The organism is Shewanella sp. 11B5, from assembly GCF_002836795.1.
GTDB classification, from domain to species: Bacteria; Pseudomonadota; Gammaproteobacteria; order Enterobacterales; family Shewanellaceae; genus Shewanella; species Shewanella frigidimarina.
Genome location: NZ_PJAP01001000.1, coordinates 1 through 2,738, shown reverse-complemented (window position 1 = coordinate 2,738; position 2,738 = coordinate 1). Strand labels below are relative to the sequence as shown.

3 protein-coding genes are annotated in these 2,738 nt (G+C 42.9%); all 3 read right to left on the bottom strand.

Features of this window, described 5'->3' with window-relative positions; all coding sequences use genetic code 11:
• The coding region (locus tag CXF78_RS19455; protein WP_102037686.1) for a tetratricopeptide repeat protein at positions 1–961 on the bottom strand (961 nt) is incomplete at its 3' end.
• Positions 962–1,105: 144 nt separating this feature from the next.
• Positions 1,106–1,648, bottom strand: coding sequence for an Ig-like domain-containing protein (locus CXF78_RS19450; protein ID WP_145991573.1), 543 nt, complete (start codon positions 1,646–1,648; stop codon positions 1,106–1,108).
• 10 nt (positions 1,649–1,658) lie between these two features.
• Positions 1,659–2,738, bottom strand: a 1,080-nt coding sequence (locus CXF78_RS19445) for a DUF4331 domain-containing protein (protein WP_102037685.1), incomplete at its 5' end; no start/stop codon positions are given.

Sequence of the window (2,738 nt, the reverse complement as noted above, 5' to 3'; positions counted from 1 at the left end):
CATGTAAACTGTCTTGTCTTTGCTCACGCAATTTAACTCTTTGGGCAAAACTCCATTGCCATTTAACAGTATTGCCAAGGGATTTTTCCGCTATCGCCAAGCGCAATAATAGTGCGTCGTCTTGAACAGCATTTCGACTAACAATACTGGAGAGAGTGTCGTACACCTGTTGATGTTGATTCAATGCCAACTCAATATCAGACCATAGCGCTAACAAACTGACCGGAGCATTGTCCATATCTAATTGATTTAAATAACTCAATGCTTCTTCTGCCATACCTTGCTTAAATGCCATGTCAGCAAGAATTTGCACTATCCAACGTTTTTCTGGTTCATCATTAGGCTGATATAATTGATACAACCGAGCTAACTCTTGATAGCTTTCGACTAACTTGCCATTTTGACTCGCGACCTCCAATGCACAGGTTGAAATCAATAAAATATCGGCTTTACCTATTAGGGTTAAACACGCTTGCCTTGCACCAACAATATCGCCCTGAACCAGATGAATATTGGCTTTTAATAACCAACTATTTATCGCAGTCGGTTTTAATTCAATGGAGCGCTCTAACGCCTTTATCGCCCGGTCAAATTGGTGTTGATGTTGTAATACTCGAGCATATAAATAATAGGTCTGCGCATTGGGGCTGGCATTGGCCATTTGGGCTTGCAACCAAGCTTTTGCTCGACCATAGCGATAATCTGCTTCACCAGGATATTGTCCTTGTTCTATAAAATTACTGATGTCGTCTAAGCTCATTTGCTTGTCGGTAGCATTAAACACTTTCCAGGTCGCAATAACTTCACTGGTATCTTTTGGCGTATATGGCGCCGCAATACTATTACCTACCATCAAAAACAATACACTGGTAACCACCACAAGATTGATGTGAAATTGAATGTTAAGGTAAAACTTTAGGTGCTTAATCATTGGTGTTAATCGCCCTGATATCACTTGCATAACGCCTCCTTGATGCCATCCTTGGCTATGAATATCGATCTAATTAGTCATTACCTCTCAGCTGAGATAATCATTCATTGGATGAATAAGATAGATATTTGGTCCTGTGTTATAAACTTAAGCTAGCTAATAGAACTCGCGCTATTAATCTAGTAATAAGTCGTTGTAAAAATCAGCCGTTGATACATCATCTTCAACCACGCGGCCATTAATACGTATAGGTGCAGCTTGGCTTGGTTGTAAAAATGCCTGACGACTTAAGCTTGAAAACGTCACTTGCTCAGCATCAATGGAAATGTTCACCATTGCCGCGACAGGGTCGTTTACCCCATCGGTCACAGCAACGGTAAAACTGTCCATGCCAGTCACTTCATTGACGGGAGTATAAGTAAACTCGCCGTTTGGCATTAAGCTAACCGTACCAAGCGTGGGTTCATTCATCACAGTAAACGTTAGTGCATCACCGTCTTTGTCGGTGGCTATCAATTGTTCTGTCACCGGCGTTTCAGTCACAGTGGAGAGCATTATACTGCTCACCATTGGCGCACTGTTTTTCACCATGGTCATCGCATCATCATCTGAATTACAACCAGCTAAAAAACCGCCACTGAGCACACTGATTAATACCACTGGTTTAGCGAGATTATTAAGCGCTTGACGCGTCGCATATCGTAAAGAAGTATTCATCTTATGTTCCTTATTTTGAGCCCGAAAGCGGCGTCGCTAAGTAAGGGAAGTGATCCATCATCATGGTCGCGTCAACAGGGGCACCATCTGTAAATGGCACGTTACCAACGCTGGCATCATCACTGGTACAAATACCTAAATCTGTGTCAGTACCATTGACTGGGATGGGGTAACATAAACGTCCCATTACCACGCGCAGTGCAATATCAACCACATCATCACCAGGACGACGACCATTTGGGAAACCGGCTAAATCATCACCAGCAACACCAAAAGCGGACTGCATATCACGTGATTTTGCAGGAATACCGGTATTAAGACGCAACATTTCTGAAGGAGTCACCATTTCAAGTTGGTTAACACCAGCAAAACCAGTTAGAAATGCAGTAACAAGATCGGTACGAGGGAAGTTAGTTGGCGCTAACGTTTCAATGTTTGTTCCCAACGTTTGATTAACCGCGTCTTTGAATAGAATGTTAAGCAACTCTGGTAAACTCGGGTGTGTTACATAGTCAGCAAACTGAGTGTCATCTTTAGGATGTGAAGTCGAAAAGGTGTCTTTATCCTTTAAGCCAATCACTAACTCATTCACTAGCGGGTTACCCAGACGAGATACCTGAGTTAATGCACCGCCGTTGACTTCAGTTTTACCCACTTTGGCATTTGGATTTAAAATACGCGCTTGCGGTAAACTGGCGGTAGTCCATGCACCAATGGTGCCGTTGCCTTGAGTGGTTAAACAAGACTTTGGCACTTCAATTGAAATAGCTGTGACATTTTTATCCATCAAATCATCATTATCAACAGATTGAGTGATGCCACCTGGAAATCCACCTTGGTCGCCAGCGCCCGGTGCACTATCACCTTCTACAGGCACATAGTTGACCAAATCAAAGGTTTTGCCTAAGTTAACCACGAAAGGGTCTTTACGTTGGCCAACAAACACTTTGCCAGGACTTGCACAACCATCGAGATTAAATTCGTAGATGAATTGACCCGCATAACTTGCATACGCGCTGCTATCACCGAAACTCTTATTACCAATGTAATCCAGCGGCTTATGGAACATCGCCCCTGAAGTATTGGTTAA

What these genes read in the sequence shown, in the direction of transcription:
- CXF78_RS19450 (WP_145991573.1), bottom strand. Translation starts at nt 1,648, where the DNA reads ATGAATACTTCTTTACGATATGCGACGCGTCAAGCGCTTAATAATCTC.